This window comes from Streptomyces sp. SGAir0957, from assembly GCF_043523415.1.
This window is the reverse complement of sequence record NZ_CP027293.1, coordinates 3,495,847-3,517,516: the sequence shown is the minus strand read 5'-3', so window position 1 is coordinate 3,517,516 and position 21,670 is coordinate 3,495,847. Positions and strand designations below refer to the sequence as shown.

Sequence of the window (21,670 nt, the reverse complement as noted above, 5' to 3'; positions counted from 1 at the left end):
GCGCAGGCGTCCGTCTCGTGGGACGTCGTCGGTCGGATCGCGCCTGCGGTTTGGTCCGTTCTTTACGTTCCCTCACGTCAACGTTCCGCACCCGCTCCGCGTTCCGCGCGAAGGCTCGCTCTTCCCGCACGCTGACGCTACCTCCCGGCCGCGCCCCCGTCCCGTGGGGGCTGGCTGGTGTGCCGGTATCGTTGCTGACGGTCGGCCGCTTCGTAGAGTCCCCCGTACGGGGCAGCGCGAAGCTTCCGTAGGAACATACAAGTACGCCCCTGTACGAGAAAGGGCCCCGCCGTGGCCAAGGCCAAGCGCCTCGTCGTGCTGGTCTCCGGATCAGGTACGAATCTGCAGGCTCTGCTCGACGCCATCACGGAGCGGGGAGCGGACGCTTACGGCGCGCAGATCGTCGCCGTCGGCGCCGACCGGACCGGCATCGTCGGTCTGGAGCGCGCCGAGCGCGCCGGGATCCCGACGTTCGTCCGCCGGGTCGGGGACCACGAGACCCGCGAGGACTGGGACCGCGCGCTCGCCGAGGCGACGGCCGCGTACGAGCCGGACCTGGTGGTCTCCGCGGGGTTCATGAAGATCGTGGGCAAGGAGTTCCTGGCCCGTTTCGGCGGCCGGTTCGTGAACACGCACCCGGCCCTGCTGCCCAGCTTTCCCGGTGCCCACGGTGTGCGCGACGCCCTCGCGTACGGCGCGAAGGTCACCGGCTGCACCGTCCACTTCGTCGACGACGGCGTCGACACCGGCCCGATCATCGCCCAGGGCGTGGTGGAGATCGTGGAAGCCGATTCGGACGACGGTGAGCGCGCTCTGCACGAGCGCATCAAGGAAATCGAGCGCACGCTGCTCGTCGATGTCGTGGGGCGTCTGGCCCGTAACGGCTACAGCATTGAGGGACGAAAGGTAGTTATTTCGTGACCGCCGAGAGCAACAAGCGGCCCATCCGCCGGGCGCTGGTCAGCGTCTACGACAAGACCGGTCTGGAGGAGCTGGCGCGCGGGCTCCACGAGGCGGGTGTCGAGCTGGTGTCCACCGGTTCGACCGCCGCGAAGATCGCCGCCGCCGGGGTCCCGGTCACCAAGGTCGAGGACGTCACCGGGTTCCCCGAGTGCCTCGACGGGCGCGTCAAGACCCTGCACCCCAAGGTGCACGCCGGCATCCTCGCCGACCTGCGCCTGGAGGACCACCGGAAGCAGCTCGCCGACCTGGGTGTGCAGCCGTTCGAGCTGGTGGTCGTGAACCTGTACCCGTTCAAGGAGACCGTCGCCTCGGGCGCGACCCCGGACGAGTGCGTCGAGCAGATCGACATCGGCGGCCCCTCGATGGTCCGCGCCGCCGCCAAGAACCACCCGTCGGTCGCCGTGGTCACCAGCCCGCGCCGCTACGCCGACGTCCTCGCGGCGGTCAAGGACGGCGGTTTCGACCTCACCACGCGCAAGCGGCTCGCCGCCGAGGCGTTCCAGCACACCGCCTCCTACGACGTGGCCGTCGCCTCCTGGTTCGCCGCCGACTACGCGGCCGCCGACGACAGTGGCCACCCCGAGTTCCTCGGCGCCACGTACACGCGCAAGAACGTCCTGCGCTACGGCGAGAACCCGCACCAGGGCGCGGCCCTCTACGTCGACGGCACCGGCGGCCTGGCCGAGGCGGAGCAGCTGCACGGCAAGGAGATGTCGTACAACAACTTCACGGACACGGACGCCGCGCGCCGTGCCGCGTACGACCACGAGGACCCCTGCGTCGCGATCATCAAGCACGCGAACCCGTGCGGTATCGCCGTCGCCTCGGACGTCGCGGAGGCCCACCGCAAGGCGCACGCCTGCGACCCGCTCTCCGCGTTCGGTGGCGTGATCGCGGTCAACCGCCCGGTGACCAAGGAGATGGCGGAGCAGGTCGCCGAGATCTTCACCGAGGTCATCGTCGCGCCCGACTACGAGGACGGCGCCCTCGAAGCCCTCACCAAGAAGAAGAACATCCGCGTGCTGCGGGCCCCGAACGGCCCGTCCGCCCCGGTCGAGACCAAGCAGATCGACGGCGGCGCGCTCCTCCAGGTCACCGACCGCCTCCAGGCCGACGGCGACAACCCGGCCTCCTGGACCCTCGCGACCGGCGACGCGCTCTCGCAGGGCGAGCTGGACGAGCTGGCGTTCGCGTGGAAGGCGTGCCGCGCCGTGAAGTCCAACGCGATCCTGCTCGCCAAGGACGGCGCCTCCGTCGGCGTCGGCATGGGCCAGGTCAACCGCGTCGACTCCTGCAAGCTCGCCGTCGAGCGGGCGGGCGAGGAGCGGGCGCGCGGTGCGTACGCCGCCTCGGACGCGTTCTTCCCGTTCCCGGACGGGCCGCAGATCCTCATCGACGCGGGCGTCAAGGCGATCGTGCAGCCCGGCGGCTCGATCCGTGACGAGCAGGTCGTCGAGGCCGCGAAGAAGGCGGGCGTGACGATGTACTTCACGGGGACGCGCCACTTCTTCCACTGAGCACCACCCCGTACGCGAGGAGGGCCCGCCGGTCACCGACCGGCGGGCCCTCCTCGTGCGTTCGCGCGTGTCAGCCCTTCACGTGCACGACGACCGTGCTCGCGACCTTGTCGTGCCAGCCCTGCCTGCGGCCCGACTTGTCCCAGAAGGGGGAGAGGTAGACGAGGAGCGCGCCGATGCCGCAGGCGAAGCTGCCGACGGTGGGGATGATCCAGCGCAGGAAGCCGCCGCCGATGCCCGGCTTCGCCCCGGTCTCCGCCTTCAGGACGCGGATGCCGACGGCCAGCTTGCCGAGCGTCGCGCCGACGAAGGCGATCATCAGGACCTGGTAGAGCAGCACGACGAGCATGAAGACGCCGGCGATCGGCAGCGTCGCGGACTGGAAGTCCGACGTGGCGTTGTTCACGCAGGTGTCGTACGTGGACGAGCCGGCGTCGCAGGCTTGTACCGCGTCGATGAAGTCGCTGAACTTCGGTGCCAGGAACACGATGTAGACGATGCCGATGAGTACCCCGTCGATCAGCTGGGCGCAGAGTCTGCGGCCCATCGAGGCGAGCGGCGGCACACCGGGCATGCCCATGCCATTGTTCGGCCCGGGCATTCCCTGCTGCTGCGGGTGCTGCGGATACGCCCCATAGGGCTGTGACTGGCCCGGCTGCTGCGGGTAGCCGTAGCCCTGCTGCGGCGGGACGCCTTGCGGGGCCTGCTGGCCGTACGGGTTCGGCTGCGGCGGTTGCTGACCGTAAGGGTTGTTCGGTTCGCCGTAACTCATGGCGAGATTCCTCCGGGGACGACTACGGGGACGGCGCGGCCCCGCGGAGGAATGCGGAGGTTAAAGAACGGAATTGCCACCACTTGCGCGGTTCGCCCCCCTGCCGCCGTCCGCGGCACTGCGTGGATCATGCTCCTTAATCGGACATGCTCCTGTCCAGTGGGCCGTCGGGCCGTTGTGCAAGTGCAACTTGGGCGAAGCAGGGGCGCCCTGAAAGAATGGGCACCATGACCGCCCAGATTCTCGATGGCAAGGCCACCGCAGCCGCGATCAAGTCCGAACTGACCGCCCGCGTGGCGGCCCTGAAGGAGAAGGGGGTCACGCCCGGGCTCGGCACCGTCCTGGTCGGCGAGGATCCCGGCAGCCAGAAGTACGTGGCAGGAAAGCACCGCGACTGCGCGCAGGTCGGCATCGCCTCCATCCAGCGCGAGCTGCCCGCCACGGCCACGCAGGAGGAGATCGAGGCCGTCGTCCGCGAGCTGAACGAGGACCCGGCCTGCACCGGCTACATCGTCCAGCTGCCGCTGCCCAAGGGCATCGACGAGAACCGCATCCTCGAACTGATGGACCCGGCCAAGGACGCGGACGGCCTGCACCCGATGAACCTCGGCCGCCTCGTCCTGAACGAGCCGGCGCCGCTGCCCTGCACCCCCTTCGGCATCATCACGCTGCTGCGCAAGCACGGCGTGGAGATCAAGGGCGCCGAGGTCGTCGTCGTCGGCCGCGGCGTGACCATCGGCCGTCCGATGCCGCTGCTGCTCACCCGCAAGTCGGAGAACGCGACCGTCACCCAGTGCCACACCGGCACCCGTGACCTCTCCGCGCACCTCAAGCGCGCCGACATCGTCGTCGCCGCGGCGGGCGTCCCGCACCTGATCAAGCCCGAGGACATCAAGCCGGGCGCCGCGATCCTCGACGTCGGTGTCTCGCGCGACGAGAACGGCAAGATCGTCGGCGATGTGCACCCCGGCGTCGCCGAGGTCGCCGGCTGGATCTCCCCGAACCCCGGCGGTGTGGGCCCGATGACCCGCGCCCAGCTCCTCGTCAACGTCGTCGAGGCGGCCGAGCGGAACGCGAACGGTGTTCGCTGACGCCTCCCGGGACGGCGCGCGCACCAAGAAGCGGGGCACGCGCCGCTTCCCGCTGTGGACCCGCGACACCGCGCGCCCCGAGGGCGGCGGCCGCGCGGCCCCCGCCGACGCGCCCGTCCCCGCCCGCCAGTGGCCGTTGATCGCGGTGCTCGTGGTGACCGGGCTCGGGCTGCTGCTCACCGCGTTCGGCCTGTTCCGGGTCGGCACCATCCTGGTGGGCGTGGCCCTCCTCGGCGGCGCCGCGCTGCGCTGGGTCCTGCCGTCCGTCGGCATGCTCGCCGTGCGCTCCCGCTTCACGGACCTGATCACGTACGGGGTGCTCGGGCTCGCCATCGTGCTGCTCGCGATGATGGCGCAGCCGAACCCGTGGCTGAAGATCCCCTTCCTCCAGGACACGCTGCACTTCACCTTGCGGTGACGGTTCGTCGCCGGGTGACTGTCCGACGCGCGGGGCCTCCGGGACGGAGGCCCCGCTTCCTTGTGTGGCGATGTCCGGTCCGCCTCCGGGTTTTTGTCGGCAGAGGGCGCACACCGCCGTCCCGCCGGGAACTGTCACCCTGGCTCTACGCATCCCAGTCAGTCGGGGGGACGCTGGGAAAACGGCGGGGTAATTCGGCACGTACGGGGGCTCGTACAGGCTCGTACGGGCTCGTACGGGGGGAAGAGGGGTAAGCAATGCCTCGATGGAAGGCGCTACTACCGGACGAACTCGACCCGCAGCTGGCGGAGTTCACCGCCCAGCTCCGCAGACTGGTCGACCGCAGCGGACTCGGCATCGCCGCGCTGGCGGACCGCACCGGGTACAGCAAGACGTCCTGGGAGCGGTATCTGAACGGACGGCTGCTCGCGCCCAAGGGCGCCGTCGTCGCGCTCGCCGAGGTGACCGGCACCAGCCCCGTCCACCTGACGACCCTGTGGGAGCTCGCGGAGCGCGCCTGGAGCCGCTCCGAGATGCGCCACGACATGACCATGGAAGCGATACGGATATCCCAGGCGCGGGCGGCGCTGGGGGAGTTCGGGGGACCGACCGCGACGGCTGCCGTGGGGCCGGGCGCCGGTGCGGCGGGTGCGACGGGTGTGGGTGGTGCGGGTGGTGCGGGTGGTGTGCCGACCGTGCCGCCGCAGAGGTCGGCGCCGCCGGTGGGCCAGTTCGGGCCACCCGTCGATTTCACGGTGCCCGTCCCTCAGGTCTCGCCCTCGTACGCGCCCCCGTCCTCGCCCTCGCCCTCGCCCTCGCCTCCGGAGGGGCCGGGCTCCGGGGCCGGTGGCGGGCGGGGCAGGCGGCGGGTGCTCGTGTTTTTCGCCGGGGCCGTCGGCACGGCGCTCCTCGTTCTCGTCGCCTACGTTCTGACCAGCTATCTCACCGGCCACCACAAGGACAGGAAGGCCGAACCCCCGCCGTCGCCGACGACCAGCGCGCCCGTACTGCCCGCCGGTGTCGAGTGCGTGGGCGCGGGCTGCACCGGCAAGGACCCGGAGGCCATGGGGTGCGGCGGCGACCAGGCCGACAGCCCCGCGCGGGCCGTCGTCGGCGCCGTCACCGTGGAGGTCCGCTACAGCAGGACGTGCGCGGCGGCATGGGCGCGGATCCAGGGCGCGGCGCCGGGCGACAGCGTCCGACTCGACGTGGGCCGCAAGAAGTCGAAGAAGGGACTGGTCGGCGACGCCGACACGGACGCGTACACGCCGATGGTCGCGGTGGGATCGCCCGCGGACGCGAAGGCCTGCGCGACGCTCGTCTCCGGACAGCGCGGCTGCACCGAGTAGGGCGCCCGCCCCGGACCCCGTACGGCAGCGGCCGACGACCGTGCATGGGTACGTGCATTCGGGGAAGGCGCAGGAGTACCCCCACGGGATGGTCACTCGGTGACACCCCGGCGGCCGCCGATGCCCCTTCCCCCGGGCCGGCGGCCGCCCCGTGTCCGGGGCCCCCTCCGTCGATCGCCCTTTGATCGCCCTGTGGGGTGAGCCACACGTACCGATAGGTCCGGCCGGGGCGCGGCGCGATAGCCTGACGAGCGGATCTCTTGATGCCGAGAGATCGATCAAAAGACCCGCTGTCCTACGGAGAACGCCATGACCCGCACTCCCGTGAACGTCACCGTCACCGGCGCGGCCGGCCAGATCGGCTACGCACTGCTCTTCCGCATCGCCTCCGGCCAGCTGCTCGGCGCGGACGTGCCGGTCAAGCTCCGCCTCCTGGAGATCACCCCGGCGCTCAAGGCCGCCGAGGGCACCGCCATGGAGCTCGACGACTGCGCCTTCCCGCTGCTCCAGGGCATCGAGATCACCGACGACCCGAACGTCGCCTTCGACGGCGCCAACGTCGGCCTCCTCGTCGGCGCCCGCCCCCGCACCAAGGGCATGGAGCGCGGTGACCTCCTGGAGGCCAACGGCGGCATCTTCAAGCCCCAGGGCAAGGCCATCAACGACCACGCCGCGGACGACATCAAGGTCCTCGTCGTCGGCAACCCGGCCAACACCAACGCCCTCATCGCCCAGGCCGCCGCGCCGGACGTACCGGCCGAGCGCTTCACCGCGATGACGCGCCTCGACCACAACCGCGCGCTGACGCAGCTCGCGAAGAAGACGGGCTCGACGGTCGCCGACATCAAGCGCCTGACGATCTGGGGCAACCACTCCGCCACCCAGTACCCCGACATCTTCCACGCCACGATCGCCGGCAAGAACGCCGCCGAGACCGTGAACGACGAGAAGTGGCTCGCGGACGAGTTCATCCCGACCGTCGCCAAGCGCGGCGCCGCGATCATCGAGGCGCGGGGCGCGTCCTCCGCCGCCTCCGCCGCCAACGCCGCGATCGACCACGTGTACACCTGGGTCAACGGCACGGCCGAGGGCGACTGGACCTCCATGGGCATCCCGTCGGACGGCTCCTACGGCGTCCCCGAGGGCCTCATCTCCTCCTTCCCCGTCACCACCAAGGACGGCAAGTACGAGATCGTCCAGGGTCTCGACATCAACGAGTTCTCGCGGGCGCGGATCGATGCGTCCGTCGCGGAGCTGGCGGAGGAGCGGGAGGCTGTGCGAGGCCTCGGCCTTCTCTGACCTTCCGGTCGGACCGGGTTTGCCGCCCATGGCGAGTCGTCGGTGCGACTCGCCATGGGCGGTTTCCGTTCGTCCGGCGAGCGCGGGGCGCGTCACCACGCGTCCGCGGCGGCCGGTGTCCGGGCCGGCACCGGTTGCCCGTAGCCCGCGTACAGCGTCGTCGTGTCGGTCCTGCGCGCCCCGGGCGCACCGGCGCCGACCTCGGTGTACTTCAGGGCGTACGGGGTGCCGCGGGCGGCCACGTACAGGGTCTCGCGGGTGCCGTCCTTCTCCGTGCCGGTCAGCGGGATGACGGGGGTGCCGTCCAGGGTCGTCGGCGCGCCCTTCGTGACGGCCTTGCCGGACTCCGCCCCGCCGCGCAGTTGTTCCCGCAGGGCGTCGAGGTCGCAGACCCGCGCGTAATCCTTGAGGACCGGGGCGGTGACGGGGCCGGTGACCCAGTGGCCCTTGAACCGTTCGGCCGCCGCCCGGCCCTTGGCGCCCGGCACCCGCGCCCGCCACAGCGCGTCGTCCATGCGCAGCCAGAGCCGGTCCCCGCGCCGGACGATGTCGGCCTCGCCGTCCGCTCCGAACGTGAGCGTCGCCGTGCAGTTCTTGTCCTGGTCGAGCGCGAGGTCCATCGCGGAGGGGGCGGTGGCGCCGGCCCCCGTCGACCGGTCGACCACCGTGACGTGCAGCGACGCGGCGTTCAGCAGTTCGTGCCGCGCCTTGTCGGAGATCTCGGCGGCGGGGAGCCCTTCGACCGACCTCTCGCCGGATTTATCGCCGGACTTCTCGGCCGACTTCCCGACCGACTTCTCGGCCGACTTCTCGACCGGCCTCTCGGCGTCGCCGCCGTCGCCCGACCCCGCGGTCGCCGCGATCAGCGTCGCCGTACAGACGGCCGCCACCAGCACCCACCCGTACCCGTTCCTTGCCATGGCGCACCCCCCGAGGGCAGATCGTCCTTCAGGGTACGTTTCGCCGCTTTCCTCGGCACATACGCCGTCGTACCGGTGACGCGGCGCACTTTCGACCGTCGAACGCGCATGGTTCCCGCTGCCCCGGGCAGGGGCATCCGGCATCACGGCAGAGCGCGCCGAGAGGCCGTTCCACGGTGCTCGGAGCGCTGCGGAACGGAAGCGGAAGGCGAAGCAGGACGTGTCAGACGGGGCAGTACAGAGCACCATCCATGTCGGCGGAGAGTGGCGCGGCGCCGCCTCAGGGGCGACCCGGGAGATCCTCGACCCCGCGGACGGCAAGCCGTTCGCGGTGATCGCCGAGGGCGGCGCGGAGGACGCGGACGCCGCGATCGCCGCCGCGCGCCGCGCCTTCGACGAGGGGCCGTGGCCGGGGACGCCGGTCGCCGAGCGCGCCGCGCTGCTGCGCCGCGTCGCCGACCTCCTCGTCCGCGACCGGGAGAAGATCGGCCTCCTGGAGAGCCGGGACGCGGGCAAGACGGTGGAGGAGGGCCGCGTCGACGTCGACTGCGTCGCGGACGCCTTCCGCTACTTCGCCGACCTCGTGATCGGCGAGGGCGCGGGCCGTGTCGTCGACGCGGGCTCCGATGACGTCCACAGCGTCGTCGTGCACGAGCCGGTCGGCGTCTGCTCGATGATCACGCCCTGGAACTACCCGCTGCTCCAGGCCAGCTGGAAGATCGCCCCGGCGCTCGCCGCGGGCAACACCTTCGTCATCAAGCCGAGCGAGATCACGCCGCTGACCACGGTCGTCCTGGTCGAGCTGCTGACGGAGGCGGGGCTTCCCGACGGCGTCGCCAACATCGTGACGGGCCCCGGCGCCTCCGTGGGCGCCCGCCTGGCCGACCACCCCGACGTCGACCTGGTCTCCTTCACCGGCGGCCTGGTCAGCGGCGTCAAGGTGGCGCAGGCCGCCGCCGCGGGCGTCAAGAAGGTCGCCCTGGAACTCGGCGGCAAGAACCCGAACGTCGTCTTCGCCGACGCCTGCGAGACCGAGGACGGCTTCGACACCGCCGTCGACCAGGCCCTCAACGCCGCGTTCATCCACAGCGGCCAGGTCTGCTCCGCCGGGTCCCGGCTCATCATCGAGGAGTCCGTCCGCGAACGCTTCGTCGCCGAACTCGCCCGCCGCGCCGAGAAGATCCGTCTCGGCCGCGGTACGGAGGACGGCGTCGAGTGCGGGCCGCTCGTCAGCGAGCAGCAGCGCGACAAGACCGAGTCCTACGTCGCCTCCGCGCTCGCCGAGGGCGCTGTCCTGCGCAGCGGCGGCAAGCGCCCCGAGCCGAGCGCCGTACGCCCCGCCACCGGCTACTTCTACGAGCCGACCGTCCTCGACCAGTGCCACCGCGAGATGCGCGTCGTCCGTGAGGAGACGTTCGGGCCGATCCTCACCGTCGAGACGTTCCGCACGGAGGACGAGGCCGTCACCCTCGCCAACGACACCGAGTACGGGCTCGCCGGCGGCGTCTGGACCGCCGACCCGGGCCGCGCCCGCCGCGTCGCCGCCCGCCTGCGCCACGGCACGGTCTGGATCAACGACTTCCACCCCTATCTGCCGCAGGCCGAGTGGGGCGGCTTCGGCAAGAGCGGCGTCGGACGGGAGCTGGGCCCGGCCGGGCTCGCCGAGTACCGCGAGGCCAAGCACGTGTACCAGAACCTGGCGCCGAAGCCGGTGCGGTGGTTCGCGGGCTGACCCCGCGCGCCCGGCCTTTTCGACACCTAAGTACCGCGCCCTGCACTGGAGTTGACGCATGTCCATGAATCCCGAACCCCCGACGGACACGTACGACTACGTGATCGTCGGCGGCGGCACCGCCGGATCGGTGATCGCCTCCCGACTGACCGAGAACCCCGAGGTCACCGTCGCCGTCATCGAGGGCGGCCCGAGCGACATCGACCGCGACGACGTCCTGACCCTGCGCCGCTGGCTCGGCCTGCTCGGCGGGGACCTCGACTACGGCTACACCACGACCGAGCAGCCGCGCGGCAACTCGCACATCCTGCACAGCCGCGCCAAGGTCCTCGGCGGCTGCTCGTCGCACAACACCCTGATCTCGTTCAAGCCGCTCCCGGGCGACTGGGACGAATGGGCGGCCGCCGGGGCCGAGGGCTGGGACCACAAGGCGATGGACCCGTACTTCGGCAAGCTGCGGAACAACATCGTCGCCGTCGACGAGAAGGACCGGAACGCCATCGCCCGCGACTTCGTCGAAGCGGCGCGGGCCGCGACCGGTGTGCCGCGCGTGGAGGGCTTCAACAAGGCCCCGTTCAAGGACGGCGTCGGCTTCTTCGACCTCGCCTACCACCCCGAGAACAACAAGCGGTCGTCGGCGTCGGTCGCCTACCTCCACCCGCACATGGAGGCGGGCGACCGCCCGAACCTGACGCTGCTCCTGGAGACGTGGGCGTACAAGCTCGACTTCGTCGACGGCGACGGCGACGGCGACGGCGGCGCTCCGCGCGCCCGCGGCGTGCACGTCCGCGCGAAGGACGGCGGGGAGAGGCTGATCGCCGCGCGCCGCGAGGTCGTCGTGTGCGCCGGGGCCGTCGACACGCCCCGGCTGCTCCTGCACTCCGGCGTCGGCCCCCGGGGCGACCTGGAGCGGCTCGGCATCCCCGTCGTGCACGACCTGCCGGGCGTCGGCGAGAACCTGCTCGACCACCCGGAGTCGGTCGTCGTCTGGGAGACGGACGGACCGATCCCCGACAACAGCGCCATGGACAGCGACGCGGGCCTGTTCGTCCAGCGCGACCCGGAGGCCGCCGGGCCCGACCTGATGTTCCACTTCTACCAAATCCCGTTCACGGACAACCCGGAGCGGCTCGGCTACGTCAGGCCCGAGCACGGCGTGTCCATGACCCCCAACATCCCCAAGCCGAAGAGCCGCGGCCGCCTCTACCTGACCAGCGCGGACCCCGAGGACAAGCCCGCCCTCGACTTCCGCTACTTCACGGACGAGGACGACTACGACGGGCGCACCCTCGTCGACGGCATCCGCATCGCCCGCGAGATCGCGAAGACGCAGCCGCTGGCCGGCTGGCTCAAGCGCGAGGTGTGCCCCGGCCCCGACGTCACCGGTGACGAGGAGCTGTCCGCGTACGCCCGCAAGGTCGCCCACACCGTCTACCACCCGGCCGGCACCTGTCGCATGGGCGCCGCGAGTGATGAACTCGCTGTGGTGGACCCCGAGTTGAGGGTGCGCGGGCTGCGCTCCATCCGAATCGCCGACGCGTCCGTCTTCCCGACGATGCCCGCGGTGAACCCGATGATCGGGGTGCTCATGGTCGGGGAGAAGTGCGCCGAGATGCTGGGTGGTGACGCGTGATGAGTACGCAGACCGTCGTGAAGGACCCCGCCCCGGACGCAAACGCGGGCCCGGGCTCCGCCGAGGCCGTCTTCTCCGTCCGCAACCTGTGGAAGGTGTTCGGCCCCAAGCCCGAACGCGTCCCCGGCGACCCCGGGCTGGCCGGGCTCGGCGCCGCCGAGCTGCGCTCCCGCACCGGCTGTACGGCCGCCGTGCGCGACGTCTCCTTCGACGTGCGGCGCGGCGAGGTCTTCGTTGTCATGGGCCTGTCCGGCTCGGGCAAGTCCACCCTGGTGCGCTGCCTGACCCGCCTCATCGAACCGACGGCCGGCTCCCTGTCCATCGACGGCGAGGACGTCCGCGCCATGGACAAGAGCCGGCTCCGCGCCCTGCGCCGCCACCGCGCCGCGATGGTCTTCCAGCACTTCGGCCTGCTGCCGCACCGCACGGTCCTCGACAACGTCGCCTACGGCCTGGAGATCCAGGGCGTCGGCCGCGCCGAACGCCGGGCGAAGGCGCTCGAGGTCGTCGAGAAGGTGGGCCTCCAGGGCCTGGAGTCGCGCCGCCCCGGCCAGCTGTCCGGCGGCCAGCAGCAGCGCGTCGGCCTCGCCCGCGCGCTCGCCGTGGACCCCGAGGTCCTCCTCTTCGACGAACCGTTCAGCGCGCTCGACCCGCTGATCCGGCGCGACATGCAGGAGGAGGTCGTGCGCCTGCACCGCGAGGAGGGCCGCACGATGGTCTTCATCACCCACGACCTCAACGAGGCGCTGCGCCTCGGCGACCGCATCGCCCTCATGCGCGACGGCCGCATCGTCCAGCTCGGCACGCCGGAGGAGATCGTCGGCGCCCCCGCCGACGACTACGTCCGCGCCTTCGTCCGCGACGTCCCCCGCGAACAGGTCATGACGGTCCGCCGCGCCATGCGCCCCGCCGACACCGACGAGACGGCCCGCGGCCCCGAGATAGCCCCCGACGCCACGGTCTCCGAGGCGATCGACGCGGTGGCGCGCAGCGGGTTCGCGGTCCGGGTCATGGACGAGGGGGAGTGCGTCGGCGTCGTCGACCACGAACGGCTCCTGGGCGTCGTGGCAGGCACCGTGGACCAGGACGCGAAGAGCGAGCCCACGCCGACGGCCCCGCGCCCCGAACACGACGAGACACCGACGGCCCCGCGCCCCGTACGGGAGGACGCCGCGTCCGGCACGGCCTCGCGTCCCGTCGTACGGGAGGACGCCGCGTCCGGCACGCCCCCGCTCCGCGACGCCGGAGAGGACGGCTCCTGACATGGCCGTCACTGTCACCGTCACCCCGGCCGGGAACCAGGGCCCCAAGGGCTCGGAGGGCGCCCCGGAGGAGCGGAGCGTCCGGGCCCGTCGCAGCGCGGTGCTGCGCAACCGTGTGCTCGGGAAGCTGCTTCTGCTCGCCGCCCTCACCGCCGTCCTGGCCCCGCTCGTCAACGCCCGCTGGTCGAGCGGCACCTGGCCCGACGCCCTCACCGTCGACGTCTCCGAACCGCTCGGCAAGGCCAGCGACTGGATCATCGACAACCGGGACAGCCACCCCCTGTTCCTCTACTTCCTCGGCCACATCAGCAACGCGATCGTCCTCTCCGTCCGCGGCGTCTATCTCGTCCTGCTCGCCGCGGGCTGGGCGGGTGTCACGGCCGCGGCCGGACTGATCGCCTGGCGCGTCGCGGGCGTCCGCCTCGCCGTCACGTCCGTCCTCGCCCTGCTGGCGTGCGGCGTCCTCGGCATGTGGGTGCCCACGGTCCAGACGCTGGCGCTCATGGTGGTCGCCGTGGTCGCCTCGGTCGTCCTCGGCGCCCTGCTCGGGCTCGCCGCGGGCCTCAGCGACCGCATGAACCGCGCCCTGCGCCCGGTCCTCGACACCATGCAGGTGTTCCCGGCGTACGCGTACCTCCTGCCGGTCGTGCTGATCTTCGGCATCGGCGTGCCCGCCGCGGTCCTCGCCACCGTCGTCTACGCGGCTCCGCCCATGGCCCGCCTCACCGCGCTCGGCCTGCGCTCGGCCGACAGCGGCGTCATGGAGGCCGTCGCCTCGCTCGGCGCGACCGCCCGCCAGCGGCTGTTCACCGCCCGCCTCCCACTGGCCCGCAAGGAGCTTCTCCTCGGCGTCAACCAGACGATCATGATGGCTCTGTCCATGGCCGTCATCGCCTCCGTCATCGGCGCGGGCGGCCTCGGCGACCGCGTCTACCAGGCGCTCGCCTCGGTCGACGTCGGCGCCGCCCTCGCCGCGGGCATCCCGATCGTGCTGCTCGCCGTCGTCCTCGACCGGGTGACCGGCGCGGCGGGCGAACGGCTCGGCTCCCACGAGCCCCCGGCCCCCTGGAAGTGGGGCGTCGTCGCGGCCGGCACGCTCCTGGCGGCCCTCGCGGCCCGCTTCACCGACCACCTCGACTGGCCCGGCTCCTGGGTCGTCACCCTCGCCACGCCCGTCAACGACGCCGTCGACTGGATGACCGACCACCTCTACACCGGCGTCCCCTACGTGGGCGGCACCGCCGACTGGGCCGGTCACTTCACCACCTGGATCCTCGACCCCCTGCGCTCGGGCCTGACCTGGCTGCCCTGGTGGTCGGTGCTCCTGATCGTCGCGGCTCTCGCCTGGCTGATCGGCACCTGGCGCACCGCCCTGACCGCCGTCCTCGCCATGGCCGCGATCGGCGTGCTCGGCGTGTGGAAGCCGTCGCTCGACACGCTGTCCCAGGTCCTCGCCGCGGTCGCCGTGACGCTCGTCCTCGGCTTCGCCGTCGGTATCGCGGCCGCCCGCAGCGAACGGCTCGAACGCGTCCTGCGCCCCGTCCTCGACGTCTTCCAGACGATGCCCCAGTTCGTCTACCTGATCCCGGTCGTCGCGCTCTTCGGTGTCGGCCGCGCCCCGGCCGCCGCCGCGGCCGTCGTCTACGCGCTGCCCGCCGTCGTCCGCATCACCTCCCAGGGGCTGCGCCAGGTCGACCCGGCCGCGATGGAGGCGTCCCGCTCGATGGGCGCCACCACGGGGCAGCAACTGCGCAAGGTCCAACTGCCGCTGGCGCGCTCCGCGTTGCTCCTCGCCGTCAACCAGGGGGTCGTCCTCGTCCTCGCCGTCGTCATCATCGGCGGCCTCGTCGGCGGCGGCGCGCTCGGCTACGACGTCGTCTTCGGCCTCGCCCAGGGCGACCTCGCCACCGGCCTGGTCGCGGGCGCCGCGATCGTCTGCCTCGGCCTGATGCTCGACCGGGTGACCCAGCCGACGGAACGCCGCACCCGCCTCGGAAAGGGGGCCTGACATGCGCACACGTCACACACCGGCCGCGATCGCCGCCGCCTGCGCCCTCCTGGCCACCGCCGGCTGCGGCGCCGCCGACATGACCAAGCAGGCGTCCCCCTACGCCAACGCCCAGGGCGCGAGGACCGTGACCCTGTCCGTCCAGTCCTGGGTCGGCGCCCAGGCCAACGTCGCGGTCGCCCAGTACCTCCTGGAGCACGAACTCGGCTACCGCGTCGACACCGTCCAGGTCGACGAGGTGCCCGCCTGGGACGCCCTCAGCCAGGGCCGCGTCGACGCGATCCTGGAGGACTGGGGCCACCCCGACCAGGAACAGCGCTACGTCAAGGACAAGAAGACCATCCGCGGCGGCGGCGACCTCGGCGTCACCGGGCACATCGGCTGGTTCGTCCCCACGTACTTCGCGAAGCAGCACCCCGACGTCACGGACTGGAAGAACCTCAACAAGTACGCGGACCAGTTGAGGACGGCGGAGAGCGGCGGCAAGGGCCAGCTGCTCGACGGCTCACCCTCGTACGTCACGAACGACAAAGCGCTCGTCCAGAACCTCAAACTGGACTACCAGGTCGTCTTCTCCGGCTCCGAGGCCGCTCAGATCACCCAGATCAAGCAGTTCGCCAAGCAGAAGAAGCCGTTCCTCACGTACTGGTACCAGCCGCAATGGCTGTTCGAGAAGGTGCCGATGACCGAGGTGAAGCTGCCTGCCTACAAGGAGGGCTGCGACGCCGACCCCGAGAAGGTCGCCTGCGCCTATCCGCGGACCCCGCTGCAGAAGTACCTCAACGCCGACTTCGCCAGGAAGGGCGGCAAGGCGGCGGCCCTGCTGCGGAACTTCCAGTGGACGACGGAGGACCAGAACGAGGTCTCCCTCATGATCGCCGAGCAGAAGCTCTCGCCGGACGAGGCGGCGAAGAAGTGGATCGACGCACATCGCGCGACCTGGCAGGCGTGGCTGCCCGAGTAGCCGGGCAGGTTCTACGGTGCCGGGTGCCTTTCCTGACGGGGGCACCCGGCACAACCTTTCGGACCAGGTCCCGCGCGGCCCGGTCGTGGTGCAGCGCACGGAATACGTCCGCCCCGGCCGCGGTCACCACGCGGGCCCGCCCGGCTCGATCCTGCGGCTGACCATCAGCCGGTTCCAGCCGTTGATGACCGTGATCACCCCGATGAGGTGGGCGAGCTCCGCCTCGCCGAAGTGCTTCGCGGCGCTCTCGTACACCTCGTCGGGCACGAAGCCGTCCGTGAGGACCGTGACCGCCTCGGTCAGCGCGAGAGCCGCCCGCTCCCGTTCGCTGTACAGATCCCCGGCCTCACGCCAGGCGTCCAGCAACGCGACGCGCTTCGCGCTCTCGCCGTTCCTGTCGACGGCGACATCGACGTGCATGTCCAGGCAGAACGCGCACGCGTTGATCTGCGAGGCCCGGATCATCACCAGCTCGGCGAGGACCGGGTCCCCGAGCCCCTTCTTCGCGGCGGCGCCGAGCGCGGTCATCGCGTCCCGGACCCCGGCGTCCAACCACGTGGTCCGGGCGCTCACTTGAAGTCGCCCGCCTTGTAGTGTCCAGGCGATTGTCGTGTGGACACCCCGAACCGGTTCCACGCGTTGATCGTGGTGATCGCCGCGATCAGCTGGCTCAGCTCCCGCTCGTCGTAGAGCTTCGCCGCCCGCTCGTAGACCTCGTCGGGCACGAAGCCGTCCGTGAGCACCGTGATCGCCTCCGTCAGCTCGATCGCGGCGATCTCCTTCTCGGTGTAGTAGTGCTTCGACTCCTCCCAGGCGGCGAGCTGGATGATCCGCTCCACGCTCTCCCCGGCGGCCAGCGCGTCCTTGGAGTGCATGTCCAGGCAGAGCGCGCAGCGGTTGATCTGCGACGCCCGGATCTTCACCAGTTCGTACGTCACCGGGTCGACCCCCTGACGCGCCGCCGCGTCCAGGCGGACCATCGCCTTGAAGACCTCGGGGGCGTGCCGGGACCAGGCGAGCCGAGGAGTGTGCTCGTGCGCGTATCCGCCGTCCGTCCCGTGTGCCGCGTCGCCCTGCGGGGCCTGTCCTGAGGTGCTCTCGTGCGTGGTCATGAGGCGAGCCTACGAACAAGGTGGCCCAACGGTATGGTCCATTGTCATGGACAAATCCTGGGCCACTTCGCGCTCCGGTCAGGCGCTCGGCATCGACCTCCACATCGAGCCCACCGGCACGGGTACGGGGACCGGCACAGGCACCGGCCCGCGCACCGGCCTGCGCCGGGGCCTGACCGACGCGCTCCGCGAGGCCGTCCGCGGCGGGCGCCTCGCCCCCGGCACCCGGCTCCCCGCCACCCGCACCCTCGCCGTCGACCTGGGCATCGCCCGCAACACCGTCGCCGACGCCTACGCGGACCTCGTCGCCGAAGGCTGGCTCACCGCCCGCCAGGGCTCGGGCACCCGCGTCGCCGAACGCTCCGTCGACGCCCCGCGTCCCGCACCCGCACCCGCCCCCGGCCGCCGGGCCCCGGGCAGCCTCCTGCACGACCTGCACCCGGGCACCCCCGACCTCGCCTCCTTCCCCCGCGCCGAGTGGCTCAAGGCGTCCCGGCGGGCCCTGACCGCCGCCCCGAACGAGGCCCTCGGCTACGGCGACCCCCGCGGCCGCCCCGAACTGCGCACCGCCCTCGCGGGTTACCTCTCCCGCGCCCGGGGCGTCCACGCCCACCCCGACCGCGTCGTCGTCTGCGCGGGCTTCGCGCAGGGCCTGATGCTGCTCGGCGAGGTGCTGCGCCGCCGGGGCGTGCGGGACGTGGCCGTGGAGTCGTACGGCCTCGACGTCCACTGGAACCTCCTGCACCGCGCCGACCTGCGCACCCACCCGCTGCCCCTCGACGAACACGGCACGGACACCGGCGCGCTGGACACCGGAGCGCTGGACACCGGCACGCCGGGCGCCCGGTCCGCGGACGGGCCGTCCCGGGGCCCCGGACCCGGCGCGGTCGGCGCGGCCCTGCTCACGCCCGCCCACCAGTTCCCCATGGGCGTCCCGCTGCACCCGGACCGCAGGGCGGCCGCCGTCGACTGGGCCCGCCGCACCGGAGGGCTGATCCTGGAGGACGACTACGACGGCGAGTTCCGCTACGACCGCCAGCCCGTCGGCGCCCTCCAGGGCCTCGACCCCGACCGGGTCGTCCACCTCGGCACGGCCAGCAAGTCGCTCGCCCCCGGACTGCGGCTCGGCTGGATGGTCCTCCCGGCGTCCCTCACCGACGAGGTCGTGGCGGCCAAGGGTGCCACCGACTGGTCCTGCGGGGTCCTCGACCAGCTGACCCTCGCCGAGTTCCTGAACTCCGGCGCCTACGACCGCCATCTGCGCACCGCCCGCCTGCGCTACCGCCGCCGCCGCGACCAGCTCGTCGCCGCCCTCGCCCGGCACGCGCCCGCCGTCCACGCCACCGGTATCGCCGCGGGACTGCACGCGGTCCTCCAACTCCCGCCCGGCACCGAGCAGTCCGTGGTCCGCGCCGCCGCCTGGCACCGCCTCGGCGTCGCGGGCCTCTCCAGCTTCCGCCACGAGCACGCCGCGCCGACGCCCGCCGCGGGCGACGCCCTGGTCGTCGGCTACGGCACGCCGCCCGACCACGCCTGGGCCGGCGCCCTCGACGCGCTGTGCCGGGTGCTCCCGTAGCCGGTGGAGGCGGGCGGTGCGCGGACCGCGACCGCGTTCTTCTACGCTGGCAGGGCAGACGTGTCTGAACACCGACATGCCTGAGCATCGACAGACGGGGGAGTCCTGAGGATGGCGGAGAGACGGCGACGGCTGCGGTCGAGCACAGTGGTGCTCGGCGGCATGGGGGTGCTGGCCACGGCCCTGACCTCGTGCGGGTCCGATCCGGACCGGCGCTGCGTGGACCGCGACAGCTACGACACGTACAACGGCTACAAGATCGTCAGCGACCAGTACTGCAAGAGCGGCTCGGGCACGTCCTCCGCCGGCAAGGGCCGCAAGTCCACCGGCGGCACCACGAGCGGCAGCGGCAGGAGCGGACGGGTCGACGGCGCCTGGTACTACGACCCCGACGTCAGCGGCCGCCGCGCCGACGACGGCACCTTCAGCAAGAGCGAGGCCGTCGACCGCGGCGGCTTCGGCTGCTCGGGCGGGTCCGGGGGCGGCTGAACCGGGGATGCGGCGCCACACCATCAAGCCCCGCGACGGCTGGCAGCAGACCGTCGAGAACCAGGGCCTCGTCTACCCGCTCACCCGCTACCCCGACGACTCCCTGCGCCCCTACTGGGACGAGAGCGCCTACTACGCGTTCTCCCTCCCCGAGGTCGAAGCCCTTGAGGAGGTCGTCGAGGAGCTGCACGCCATGTGCCTGGCCGCGGCCGAGCACCTCGTCGCCGAGGACCGCCTCGCCGACCTGGGCATCACCGACCCCCGCCTCGGGTCACTCGTACGCGAGTCCTGGCACCGGCGCGCGGAACTGCCATCCGTGTACGGCCGTTTCGACCTCCGCTACGACGGCCGCGACGGCGGTCCCGCGAAGCTCCTGGAGTACAACGCCGACACGCCCACCTCCCTCGTCGAGGCCGCGAGCCCGCAGTGGTTCTGGATGGAGGAGCGCTTCCCCGGCGCCGACCAGTGGAACTCGCTCCACGAACGCCTGGTCGACGCGTGGAAGAAGCAGGCCGCGCTCCTGCCGCCCGGCAGCCCCCTGTACTTCGCGCACTCCGCCGCCGACGAACTCGGCGAGGACCTGATGACGGTGGCCTACCTGCGCGAGACCGCCGCCCAGGCGGGCCTGGACACGGAGGCGATCTCCGTGGAGGACATCGGCTGGGACCCCCTGTCGCGGCGCTTCGTCGACAAGCGGCTCCGCTTCATCCGCGGCTGCTTCAAGCTCTACCCCTGGGAGTGGCTGACCACCGACCGCTTCGCGCCGCACGTCCTGGACACGCTCGACAACGGCGGCGGCACCGGCACCACCCTGTGGATCGAACCCGCCTGGAAGATGCTCCTCTCCAACAAGGCGCTCCTCGCGGTCCTCTGGGAGCTGTTCCCGGGCCATCCGAACCTCCTGCCCGCCTACCTGGACGGCCCGCGCGAACTCGCCCGCACCACCGGCTACGTCGCCAAGCCCCTCCTCGGCCGCGAGGGCGCGGGCATCACCCTCCACGAGGCGGACGGCGCCGCTTCCGCGCCGCCCGTCCGCGACGAGCCCTGTTGCTACCAGGAGTTGTGCCCGCTCCCGGACTTCGACGGCAACCGGGTGGTGCTCGGCGCCTGGGTCGTGGAGAACGAGGCGGCAGGACTCGGCATCCGTGAGTCCGCGGGCCCGGTCACGGACGAGTACGCCCGCTTCCTGCCGCACGTCATCCGGTAGGGACCGTCAGCTGAGGACCGCCCGGAGCTGGTCGAGCCCCCAGTCCAGGTCCTCCTTGTTGATCACCAGCGGCGGGGCGATCCGGATCGTGGAGCCGTGGGTGTCCTTGACGAGGACGCCCCGCTCCAGGAGTTTCTCCGAGATCTCCCGGCCCGTCCCGTACGCGGGGTCGATGTCGACCCCGGCCCAGAGCCCGCGGCCCCGGACCTCCGTCACCTTGCCCGTCCCGGCGAGCAGGGCCAGCTCGGCGTGGAGGTGCTCGCCCAGCTCCGCCGCCCGCTCCTGGAACTCCCCGGTGCGCAGCATCGCGATGACCTCAAGGCCCACGGCGCACGCCAGCGGATTGCCGCCGAACGTCGACCCGTGCTCGCCCGGCCGGAACACCCCGAGCACGGCCTTGCTCGACACCACCGCCGAGACGGGGACGACACCCCCGCCGAGCGCCTTGCCGAGGACGTACATGTCGGGGACCACGCCCTCGTGCTCACAGGCGAAGGTCCGCCCCGTGCGGCCGAGGCCCGACTGGATCTCGTCCGCGACGAACAGCACGTTCCGCTCGCGCGTCAGCTCCCGTACGCCCGCGAGGTAGCCGGGCGGCGGTACGAGCACCCCCGCCTCGCCCTGCACCGGTTCGAGCAGCACCGCCACCGTGTCCTCGGTGACCGCGGCACGGAGCGCCGCCAGGTCCCCGTACGGCACGATGTCGAACCCCGGCGTGTACGGGCCGAAGTCCGCGCGGGCCTCCGGGTCGGTGGAGAAGCTGACGATGGTCGTCGTGCGGCCGTGGAAATTGTCGCTCGCGACCACGATCCTGGCCCGCCCGTCCGGCACCCCCTTCACCCGGTAGCCCCATTTGCGCGCGGTCTTCACCGCGGTCTCCACCGCCTCCGCCCCCGTGTTCATCGGCAGCACCATCTCCATGCCGCACAAGGCGGCGAGCTGCGTACAGAACTCGGCGAAGCGGTCGTGGTGGAACGCCCGGGAGGTCAGGGTGACCCGTTCCAGCTGGGCCTTCGCGGCGTCGATCAGCCGCCGGTTGCCGTGCCCGAAATTGAGCGCGGAGTATCCGGCCAGCATGTCGAGGAAGCGCCGCCCCTCGACGTCGGTCATCCAGGCGCCCTCCGCCGTGGCGACGACGACGGGCAGCGGGTGGTAGTTGTGCGCGCTGTGCTCGTCGGAGACAGCGATCAGGCTCTCCGTAGTGGTGTGCGTGTTCCCAGCGGCGTGGGCGGGGGTCACAGAAGTCACGGGATCTCCGTTCTTACGGCTCTGAAGGCCTTGCGGCTCTTACGGCGCGAAACGGGTTTGTCGCCCATTCCTATCGTCGCTCGCATCCTGGACGCGGAAACCTCCCGCAC

19 protein-coding genes are annotated in these 21,670 nt (G+C 72.0%); 14 read left to right on the top strand and 5 right to left on the bottom strand.

The window, feature by feature from the left end; genetic code table 11:
- Positions 1-291: 291 nt before the first annotated feature.
- Entirely contained in the window at positions 292-921 is a 630-nt protein-coding gene (gene purN, locus C1N81_RS20740) for a phosphoribosylglycinamide formyltransferase (protein ID WP_394431251.1), read from the top strand.
- Complete coding sequence (purH, locus tag C1N81_RS20735; protein ID WP_394431249.1) at positions 918-2,480, top strand: bifunctional phosphoribosylaminoimidazolecarboxamide formyltransferase/IMP cyclohydrolase; 1,563 nt, start codon at positions 918-920, stop codon at positions 2,478-2,480. Before purN ends, purH begins: the two co-directional genes overlap by 4 nt.
- 70 nt (positions 2,481-2,550) lie before the next feature.
- Here purH and C1N81_RS20730 read toward each other — a convergent pair whose 3' ends face one another.
- Positions 2,551-3,252 (bottom strand): RDD family protein, encoded by a 702-nt coding sequence (locus C1N81_RS20730; RefSeq protein WP_394431247.1) that lies wholly within the window; start codon positions 3,250-3,252, stop codon positions 2,551-2,553.
- Between the two features lie 227 nt (positions 3,253-3,479).
- Here C1N81_RS20730 and C1N81_RS20725 point away from each other — a divergent pair, with 227 nt between their 5' ends.
- From C1N81_RS20725 to C1N81_RS20710, 4 genes are all read left to right on the top strand, one after another.
- A complete protein-coding gene (locus tag C1N81_RS20725) occupies positions 3,480-4,343 on the top strand; it encodes a bifunctional methylenetetrahydrofolate dehydrogenase/methenyltetrahydrofolate cyclohydrolase (RefSeq protein ID WP_394431245.1) in 864 nt (287 codons plus the stop codon).
- Positions 4,333-4,761, top strand: a complete 429-nt coding sequence (locus C1N81_RS20720; protein ID WP_394431243.1) for a DUF3017 domain-containing protein — start codon at positions 4,333-4,335, stop codon at positions 4,759-4,761. The genes C1N81_RS20725 and C1N81_RS20720 overlap by 11 nt, the downstream gene beginning before the upstream one ends.
- A 257-nt stretch (positions 4,762-5,018) precedes the next feature.
- Positions 5,019-6,110, top strand: coding sequence for an XRE family transcriptional regulator (locus C1N81_RS20715; protein WP_394431241.1), 1,092 nt, complete (start codon positions 5,019-5,021; stop codon positions 6,108-6,110).
- Between the two features lie 309 nt (positions 6,111-6,419).
- Positions 6,420-7,409: a malate dehydrogenase gene (locus C1N81_RS20710; protein WP_394431239.1), complete on the top strand. Its 990-nt coding sequence runs from the start codon at positions 6,420-6,422 to the stop codon at positions 7,407-7,409.
- A gap of 92 nt (positions 7,410-7,501) precedes the next feature.
- Here the strand turns inward: C1N81_RS20710 and C1N81_RS20705 are convergent, their stop codons facing one another.
- Positions 7,502-8,329: a hypothetical protein gene (locus tag C1N81_RS20705; protein WP_394431237.1), complete on the bottom strand. Its 828-nt coding sequence runs from the start codon at positions 8,327-8,329 to the stop codon at positions 7,502-7,504.
- 220 nt (positions 8,330-8,549) lie between these two features.
- Here C1N81_RS20705 and C1N81_RS20700 point away from each other — a divergent pair, with 220 nt between their 5' ends.
- The 5 genes from C1N81_RS20700 (at position 8,550) to C1N81_RS20680 (ending at position 15,928) form a co-directional block, all read left to right on the top strand.
- Complete coding sequence (locus tag C1N81_RS20700; RefSeq protein WP_394431235.1) at positions 8,550-10,061, top strand: aldehyde dehydrogenase family protein; 1,512 nt, start codon at positions 8,550-8,552, stop codon at positions 10,059-10,061.
- A gap of 64 nt (positions 10,062-10,125) precedes the next feature.
- Positions 10,126-11,694 (top strand): GMC family oxidoreductase, encoded by a 1,569-nt coding sequence (locus tag C1N81_RS20695; RefSeq protein WP_394438100.1) that lies wholly within the window; start codon positions 10,126-10,128, stop codon positions 11,692-11,694.
- Positions 11,694-12,956: a quaternary amine ABC transporter ATP-binding protein gene (locus C1N81_RS20690; RefSeq protein WP_394431233.1), complete on the top strand. Its 1,263-nt coding sequence runs from the start codon at positions 11,694-11,696 to the stop codon at positions 12,954-12,956. Before C1N81_RS20695 ends, C1N81_RS20690 begins: the two co-directional genes overlap by 1 nt.
- Before the next feature lies 1 nt (position 12,957).
- Complete coding sequence (locus tag C1N81_RS20685; RefSeq protein ID WP_394431231.1) at positions 12,958-14,964, top strand: ABC transporter permease; 2,007 nt, start codon at positions 12,958-12,960, stop codon at positions 14,962-14,964.
- Between the two features lies 1 nt (position 14,965).
- Complete coding sequence (locus C1N81_RS20680) at positions 14,966-15,928, top strand: ABC transporter substrate-binding protein (protein ID WP_394431229.1); 963 nt, start codon at positions 14,966-14,968, stop codon at positions 15,926-15,928.
- Between the two features lie 123 nt (positions 15,929-16,051).
- Here the strand turns inward: C1N81_RS20680 and C1N81_RS20675 are convergent, their stop codons facing one another.
- Together C1N81_RS20675 and C1N81_RS20670 are read right to left on the bottom strand one after the other, a co-directional pair.
- Positions 16,052-16,501, bottom strand: a complete 450-nt coding sequence (locus C1N81_RS20675; protein WP_394431228.1) for a carboxymuconolactone decarboxylase family protein — start codon at positions 16,499-16,501, stop codon at positions 16,052-16,054.
- Positions 16,498-17,040 (bottom strand): carboxymuconolactone decarboxylase family protein, encoded by a 543-nt coding sequence (locus tag C1N81_RS20670; protein WP_394431226.1) that lies wholly within the window; start codon positions 17,038-17,040, stop codon positions 16,498-16,500. The genes C1N81_RS20675 and C1N81_RS20670 overlap by 4 nt, the downstream gene beginning before the upstream one ends.
- A 46-nt stretch (positions 17,041-17,086) precedes the next feature.
- On the opposite strand from C1N81_RS20670, the gene C1N81_RS20665 reads away from it, so the two are divergent.
- The 3 genes from C1N81_RS20665 to C1N81_RS20655 all read left to right on the top strand — a co-directional run bounded on the left by C1N81_RS20665 (position 17,087) and on the right by C1N81_RS20655 (position 20,312).
- Complete coding sequence (locus C1N81_RS20665; RefSeq protein WP_394431224.1) at positions 17,087-18,616, top strand: MocR-like pyridoxine biosynthesis transcription factor PdxR; 1,530 nt, start codon at positions 17,087-17,089, stop codon at positions 18,614-18,616.
- Between the two features lie 111 nt (positions 18,617-18,727).
- Positions 18,728-19,105: a hypothetical protein gene (locus C1N81_RS20660; protein ID WP_394431222.1), complete on the top strand. Its 378-nt coding sequence runs from the start codon at positions 18,728-18,730 to the stop codon at positions 19,103-19,105.
- Between the two features lie 7 nt (positions 19,106-19,112).
- The gene (locus tag C1N81_RS20655) at positions 19,113-20,312 is read left to right on the top strand and encodes a glutathionylspermidine synthase family protein (protein WP_394431220.1); all 1,200 of its coding nucleotides are present in this window, start codon (positions 19,113-19,115) and stop codon (positions 20,310-20,312) included.
- A gap of 6 nt (positions 20,313-20,318) precedes the next feature.
- Here the strand turns inward: C1N81_RS20655 and rocD are convergent, their stop codons facing one another.
- Positions 20,319-21,551, bottom strand: coding sequence for an ornithine--oxo-acid transaminase (gene rocD, locus C1N81_RS20650; RefSeq protein ID WP_394438099.1), 1,233 nt, complete (start codon positions 21,549-21,551; stop codon positions 20,319-20,321).
- Between the last annotated feature and the right edge of the window lie 119 nt (positions 21,552-21,670).

Bases quoted from the DNA above. Each gene is read 5' to 3' on its own strand.
- C1N81_RS20715 (WP_394431241.1), top strand. From the start codon at position 5,019: ATGCCTCGATGGAAGGCGCTACTACCGGACGAACTCGACCCGCAGCTG.
- C1N81_RS20725 (WP_394431245.1), top strand. From the start codon at position 3,480: ATGACCGCCCAGATTCTCGATGGCAAGGCCACCGCAGCCGCGATCAAG.
- C1N81_RS20670 (WP_394431226.1), bottom strand. From the start codon at position 17,040: ATGACCACGCACGAGAGCACCTCAGGACAGGCCCCGCAGGGCGACGCG.
- C1N81_RS20655 (WP_394431220.1), top strand. From the start codon at position 19,113: ATGCGGCGCCACACCATCAAGCCCCGCGACGGCTGGCAGCAGACCGTC.
- C1N81_RS20660 (WP_394431222.1), top strand. From the start codon at position 18,728: ATGGCGGAGAGACGGCGACGGCTGCGGTCGAGCACAGTGGTGCTCGGC.
- C1N81_RS20680 (WP_394431229.1), top strand. From the start codon at position 14,966: ATGCGCACACGTCACACACCGGCCGCGATCGCCGCCGCCTGCGCCCTC.
- C1N81_RS20695 (WP_394438100.1), top strand. From the start codon at position 10,126: ATGAATCCCGAACCCCCGACGGACACGTACGACTACGTGATCGTCGGC.
- C1N81_RS20705 (WP_394431237.1), bottom strand. From the start codon at position 8,329: ATGGCAAGGAACGGGTACGGGTGGGTGCTGGTGGCGGCCGTCTGTACG.
- C1N81_RS20685 (WP_394431231.1), top strand. From the start codon at position 12,958: ATGGCCGTCACTGTCACCGTCACCCCGGCCGGGAACCAGGGCCCCAAG.
- C1N81_RS20665 (WP_394431224.1), top strand. From the start codon at position 17,087: ATGGACAAATCCTGGGCCACTTCGCGCTCCGGTCAGGCGCTCGGCATC.
- C1N81_RS20710 (WP_394431239.1), top strand. From the start codon at position 6,420: ATGACCCGCACTCCCGTGAACGTCACCGTCACCGGCGCGGCCGGCCAG.
- C1N81_RS20690 (WP_394431233.1), top strand. From the start codon at position 11,694: ATGAGTACGCAGACCGTCGTGAAGGACCCCGCCCCGGACGCAAACGCG.
- C1N81_RS20730 (WP_394431247.1), bottom strand. From the start codon at position 3,252: ATGAGTTACGGCGAACCGAACAACCCTTACGGTCAGCAACCGCCGCAG.